This is a genomic window from Daejeonella sp., from assembly GCF_046590655.1.
Lineage (GTDB): Bacteria > Bacteroidota > Bacteroidia > Sphingobacteriales > Sphingobacteriaceae > Daejeonella.
Genome location: NZ_JBKJUM010000064.1, coordinates 1 through 5,493, shown reverse-complemented (window position 1 = coordinate 5,493; position 5,493 = coordinate 1). Strand labels below are relative to the sequence as shown.

General features: G+C 42.5%; 12 protein-coding genes. 4 read left to right on the top strand and 8 right to left on the bottom strand.

Annotated features, from left to right (window positions below):
- From ACLL8Z_RS06900 to ACLL8Z_RS06865, 8 genes are all read right to left on the bottom strand, one after another.
- Positions 1-881: hypothetical protein (locus ACLL8Z_RS06900; protein ID WP_411274031.1), on the bottom strand; the 881-nt coding region annotated here is incomplete at its 3' end.
- A complete protein-coding gene (locus ACLL8Z_RS06895; protein ID WP_411274030.1) occupies positions 865-1,521 on the bottom strand; it encodes a DUF6266 family protein in 657 nt (218 codons plus the stop codon). The genes ACLL8Z_RS06895 and ACLL8Z_RS06900, both read right to left, overlap by 17 nt.
- Before the next feature lie 31 nt (positions 1,522-1,552).
- Positions 1,553-1,921: a hypothetical protein gene (locus tag ACLL8Z_RS06890; protein ID WP_411274029.1), complete on the bottom strand. Its 369-nt coding sequence runs from the start codon at positions 1,919-1,921 to the stop codon at positions 1,553-1,555.
- Between the two features lie 59 nt (positions 1,922-1,980).
- A complete protein-coding gene (locus tag ACLL8Z_RS06885) occupies positions 1,981-2,232 on the bottom strand; it encodes a DUF6266 family protein (RefSeq protein WP_411274033.1) in 252 nt (83 codons plus the stop codon).
- Entirely contained in the window at positions 2,162-2,410 is a 249-nt protein-coding gene (locus ACLL8Z_RS06880; protein WP_411274028.1) for a hypothetical protein, read from the bottom strand. Before ACLL8Z_RS06880 ends, ACLL8Z_RS06885 begins: the two co-directional genes overlap by 71 nt.
- 152 nt (positions 2,411-2,562) lie before the next feature.
- A complete protein-coding gene (locus ACLL8Z_RS06875; protein ID WP_411274027.1) occupies positions 2,563-2,787 on the bottom strand; it encodes a helix-turn-helix domain-containing protein in 225 nt (74 codons plus the stop codon).
- A gap of 204 nt (positions 2,788-2,991) precedes the next feature.
- On the bottom strand, positions 2,992-3,330 hold the full coding sequence (locus ACLL8Z_RS06870) for a DUF86 domain-containing protein (RefSeq protein WP_411274026.1): 339 nt from the start codon (positions 3,328-3,330) through the stop codon (positions 2,992-2,994).
- The gene (locus ACLL8Z_RS06865) at positions 3,320-3,622 is read right to left on the bottom strand and encodes a nucleotidyltransferase family protein (protein WP_411274025.1); all 303 of its coding nucleotides are present in this window, start codon (positions 3,620-3,622) and stop codon (positions 3,320-3,322) included. The genes ACLL8Z_RS06870 and ACLL8Z_RS06865 overlap by 11 nt, the downstream gene beginning before the upstream one ends.
- Positions 3,623-3,856: 234 nt before the next feature.
- Here ACLL8Z_RS06865 and ACLL8Z_RS06860 point away from each other — a divergent pair, with 234 nt between their 5' ends.
- The 4 genes from ACLL8Z_RS06860 to ACLL8Z_RS06845 form a co-directional block, all read left to right on the top strand.
- Entirely contained in the window at positions 3,857-4,066 is a 210-nt protein-coding gene (locus tag ACLL8Z_RS06860) for a DUF433 domain-containing protein (RefSeq protein ID WP_411274032.1), read from the top strand.
- Between the two features lie 151 nt (positions 4,067-4,217).
- Positions 4,218-4,463 (top strand): hypothetical protein, encoded by a 246-nt coding sequence (locus ACLL8Z_RS06855; RefSeq protein ID WP_411274024.1) that lies wholly within the window; start codon positions 4,218-4,220, stop codon positions 4,461-4,463.
- The gene (vapC, locus tag ACLL8Z_RS06850; RefSeq protein ID WP_411274023.1) at positions 4,460-4,867 is read left to right on the top strand and encodes a type II toxin-antitoxin system tRNA(fMet)-specific endonuclease VapC; all 408 of its coding nucleotides are present in this window, start codon (positions 4,460-4,462) and stop codon (positions 4,865-4,867) included. The genes ACLL8Z_RS06855 and vapC overlap by 4 nt, the downstream gene beginning before the upstream one ends.
- Before the next feature lie 257 nt (positions 4,868-5,124).
- A partial coding sequence (locus ACLL8Z_RS06845) for a hypothetical protein (RefSeq protein ID WP_411274022.1) occupies positions 5,125-5,493 on the top strand: 369 nt, incomplete at its 3' end.

Here is a 5,493-nt window from a genome sequence, read left to right as displayed (position 1 = left end):
ACAGTCCTCACCAGCCTCCTCTTCCTGTACACCCCATCTCCTTCGCTGCTTCCTGAAACATTGGTGTTTCCCTCCACAGAAATCATCCAGGTTCCATCCCATTGATCGATGAAGCCGACGTGGGCGATGCGGCGTTTTTCGGGGAAGTAGAGGGCGAAGATGTCGCCGGTGACGGGAGTGGGTTTGGTTCTTGGTTGTCCCGAAGGGATGCCTACGGCATTAGTTGTTAGGCTGGACGGACAAGTGGACTGTTCCCCGACTGGGTCGGGGATCTTGTTAATAGCACGCGGCCACCAGCCGCAGGTGCACCGAGCCCACTTCGTGTGCAAAAGGAACATGACGATTTGCAGCTGCGTTGAGGTTTGAAGCCCGGGTTGTTTGAAATAGATAGAGGACGCGAGTTGCACCGCGTCTGAAGGAGATCCCCGACCCAGTCGGGGAAGAGTACCCGTTGCCAGGCTAGATGTATAAGAGTTATGCATTCCGCTTTCCGCTTTCAGCTTTCCCCTCTCAAAGATTGTCTTCGAAGCCGGAAACAAATCCGGTGACCACCCGCTCCGTGGATTGACGACCCCCGCCCTACCGAACGTCCAGCACACAAACGCCGCACACCATGGGTTTCCTTTTGGAAGGTTTACGTAACGGAGGTACGCTTCTACTGCCGGGCCAGAGTTGGGCTGCTTTTCGCGGATGCCGATTTGGGAGGTGTAGATTTGCCGCACTCTGCTTTGCATTGCTGAAAGCCCTGGCGGATCCTGGAATCGAGAGGATCCATTCTGGGTAGCGAAACCATTCACGGTGATGATCAAAAGGATGTAGAAAATGGAAAACTTAACAAGCTCCACCATCAATTCTTCGCGGTTTTCATTGTATGTTTTCATGTTCTTGAAGTTTTTTGGTGAGAATTTGTCCCATGTATACACTTTCAGAATATTTACCCATGGCGGAGCGGTAAGCGAGCCAAATGTGGATCTCGTGTCCCAATAATTCACATGGGAGTTGAATGAGACATCCTTGTTCGTATCGCATCGCTACCTTATAAAGCGTTGTCCATGCTTGAGAGATACTCGGGCAATAGATAAGCATAATCAACTCATCATCGAGATAACAATCTGTGCGCATGGCAACATGCCACCAGAGATTTAGATCATTAGTTTCAGAACGGTAAGTCATTTCAGCCGCCGGCGACCCAAGGTTTCCACGTAACAGCGATACTTTGGAGAAATCTAGTCTCTGTGCCGGGTATTCGCCCGTGATGGCTTCCTCTAATATTTGTTTCGCCGCGGTTTGTAAGCCTGAAGATTTTGGATTTATCTTCCGATAGCTTTCATCAAGTAGGCCCCGCAGTGGAGAAAGGAAGCGCATTACAATCCCGAATTTCTCACGCTGTGCGACCTGTTTTGCGGAGGGTTTCTTCCTTGGGCTTTTTGAAACTTTCCTTACATAATCAACTCCATTTCTACGATAGAAGATCAGATCTCCTACCCTGCCGGATATCATTCCATTAAATATTTTTGCCATGATTTCGATTTTTAAGTTTTGATAACAGGTTTCAAATGACCGAGGCCAATATCAAAACGAATGCATAAAAAATTGCTAAATAAAAACTCAGATAAATGAGCACTTTCTGCCAGCTTATGAGCGATTTGAAGTTGCGCTCAAAGTGCATGTCCGAATACTCAGCAAATACCGGCCAAATCACTTTTATGATCCACCAGGTCCCGGCTTTAAAGATTAATATTGCCGAGACTGCCAGTATGATTGCACTATAGATTTCGGGATCAATTGCCGCAGCAGAGGAGTCTACCATGCGGACACCGTACGGGAAGAAGATGAAAATTAGTACAAGTGTGAATATGCCCGTGATCTCCTTGTTTAAGGATGGATGGGCGGTATGAAAATATTTTTCGATTAGTTTCATGATGTTAACTATTTAAGAATTAAATAAAAATGCGGCGGCGATATACCGCCGCATGTGAATTAACCTACAATCTCCGAACCTGCGTAGAAGGTCCGCGATAACTCGCCGGTTTGCTGCGACATGTAGTACATATAAATATGGACTGTTCTGCCTGTCCAGTGTGCTGGCAGGGCAACTGTCACCGCCTGCGAACTCCTCAGGATGTTAGGGGGTCCCATTGCGAATGTGTTGGATTGGGGATCATACACCAGGACGGTCAGCAAATCGTCTGCGTAACCATTGGTGACGAGCACGTTGTTGTCCCAGCTGATCTCCAGGCTGGCTGATCCCGCAAGGACGGTAACGGCCGCAGGTTCTGACAGACCACCATACCCGGCATTCCTTTAAATTCTCCTTAATGACAGGTTTGTCTGGAGTGATTTCTTGTTTTTCACAGGATGTCATGACGATGATCATGGCTGCGATTAGGCTCATAGTAAGCTTCTTCATAAGATTTGAGTTTTTAAGGTTTCAAATTCTAAAAAGCAAACTTCAGCGAACTCGGTAACTTTCAAGTCCCAATGCTGGCGACAAGCCTGCTAGCCGGAAGGTTGCATTAACAGGAAGAAAAAGCTTGAATTATAAAAGCGGGTAAATAGGCCTCAATCTATGCCAGTCAATAATTTATCCACGGGAACATTTAACCCTTTTGCTGATGCATAAATTGTTGTCAATGCAAGATTCACTTTACCATTTGCAATGCGCTGAACCTGACTATATTCCAAACCTGAACTAGTGGCCAGTCCCCGGAGACTCAACTTTTGTTCCCGGAGCAGCTTTTGTAAATGACGGGCAAAGTGTGCTTTTATCTGTTCTTTACTTTCCATCCGAGAGCGGTCGGAAAGGTCAGAGTAATGGAGAAAATTATTGACGTATGATTATATATCAATTGATGTGGTGTGTAAAAAAAAATCAAATTGTCATGTTCATTCAAGGTGAACGCAAATTGCAGGAATAGATTGAAAAGATTCGTAATATACGGTAGGTACTTCATGATGAAGTTTCGCCTGCCTCGTGCCGGAAAATGATTTTTATTCTCCCAGTAGCTTTTCCACCTCATCTTGTAATAAAGGAAGATGTCGGATTACTATACTCCAAATCACTTCATCTGAAACAGAGTCGTATCCATGAATGATTCTATTTCTCACATCTACAAGTTTTCTGGAATTGGATATTTCTAAAGCTTTGTCTTTCTTTAAAATTCGACTCATCGCTTCTCCTATAATTTCTATATTCCTTTCTACTGCACGTTTTGTTCGTAAATCGCTCTGGTAAAATTGGAAATCTTTTGGAGTGTCAACAAGGAAACTTTCAATCTCATTGATGGCATTTAAAATGTCATATAACCAAGCTTTAAGGTCAATATCCATAGATTAATTGTCTCTGCTGATTTATTGTAGTTCTGAAATACGGGTTTTTTATCGCCCTGTCCTCCAAGAGGTCAACAGGTCGTTTCAAAGCGTCTTGTAATGCAAATTTGAGGTGGAAGTAGTTATCGGCATACTCTAAAACGTCCAGAGGTTCAAAGTCTACAATTAAGTCGATATCGCTCTGGGCATTAAACTTGTTTGTAAGGACTGAACCAAAGGCATACAAGCTCTTGACTTTATGGCTCTCACAAAGTTTTGTTATCAAGGAGGTATGTCTTTCACTTAGGTTCATAATTCAAAGCTACAAAAAACAGTTAACAGGTTTTCAGATTATTACATTTCTCAAGGCCGCCTACTTATGCAGAGAGGTGGCAGCTCGTAATTGTATTTGCTAAAGCCAATACTCCGGTGAAAACAAGACTTTATCAAATCGGAATTTAGGTTGGATGCAAACTAATATTCCAGGCAATATCATTTTATTTGCGAAACAGCTTTAATTTATGGAACAGATTTTTGATCGGATTTAATTGATGCTAATGTATGCAATGGTAAACCTATTATAAAAGGTAAAAGAATTAGTGTTCAAACAATAATGGAGTTTTTAAGCGCAGGGGAAACATCTGAAGATACTTTAAAGCAATATCCATCCCTGGAAACAGAGGATACTGCCTGCATGCGATATGCTACAGAATTAATGAATCATAGTTTTATTATTAAGCATGCAGCAGTTGTTTAACAGAGAAGATGTACCTCATCCGCGGCCAATAGCGGGATCATCTTTCAATCAGAATTCCCGGTTTTGAAATCAAGATCCAATAACCTAATTTCAAAAAATGCTATGAACAATTTGACTATCTTTGTTTACTAATTCTTGGAGGGGAAAATAGATGAAAGCTGTAGACATAAATAGAACACTTATTGAGGGTTACCTACAACTGCTTGATAATTTAAGTCCGAGTAATAAGCTCGACCTTATCTCCAAACTTACACTTTCTGTAAAAACAGACATTGTTAAGAAAAAGAACACATTTTACAAATCCTTTGGTGCTTGGGAGTCGACCCACAATGCTGAACAAATTATTGAGGATATTCGACTTAGCCGGACTTTTACCCGAGAGTTGGAGCAGCTTTGAAAAAGTATCTTATCGACACAAACACTTGTATATACTTCATTAAAGGAAAATTTCAACTCAAGGAAAAGTTTGAACAAGTCGATCCTGAAAATTGCTTCATTTCTGAGATAACGCTTGCGGAATTAAAGTTTGGTGTTGAGAACAGTGAGAAAAAAGATAAGAATCAAAAAGTCCTTGATAATTTTTTGACAGGTATCAATGTGATTCCGATTTTCCATTCACTTGATCTGTATGCAAAGGAAAAAGCTAGATTAAGAAAGGCTGGAAAAGCTGTGGATGAATTTGATCTATTGATTGGAGTCACATCAATTACTCATAATTTGATTATGGTGACCAATAATACAGACCATTTTAAGAGAATAAAAGGAATAGTACTCGAAGACTGGACGCAAAGGGTCGAATGATGCGATTTCAGCTTCCGCTATCGCGGATGGTTCCTCCAGGAAAAAAAGTAAGCACCTGCCTGCCGGCCAGGAAAATCCCGCGCCTTCCTGATATTTGTTGTAAATCCACGCTTTAGCCTTTTAGCGCAATCCAAGACGTGTGGAGGGCACCTAAAGCAAAAAGGACTTGGCCTCCTGCGGCCAAGAGCGGGCACCTCATTTTCTAAATTTTTATCCCATATTTGTTCCCAAACCCCTCGATCTTTCTCAACAAAAAAATGTTCTTCTTCTTTTCCAAAACCCTTGATTACTTCCTTTCCCCCCTAATCTGGGTAATATTACTTTTCCTATTATGCATTTTCATTAAGCGCCCGATATTCAAAAAAAGACTCTTTTATACCGCTCTTTTTATTCTCATTATATTCTCAAACCCCTTTCTTGCATCTGAAGCTTTTCGCGCCTGGGAAGGCGAGCCTATACCCATGGCCAGCATTTCAAACTACGAAACAGCCATTGTGTTAACCGGCGTTGCATCATCGCGCGACAGTGCTCCGGACCGGGTATTTTTTGGCAAGGGGGCCGACCGGGTTGTGCATACTGTCCAATTATTCAAGGCTGGAAAAATAAAGAAGATCATTATTTCGGGG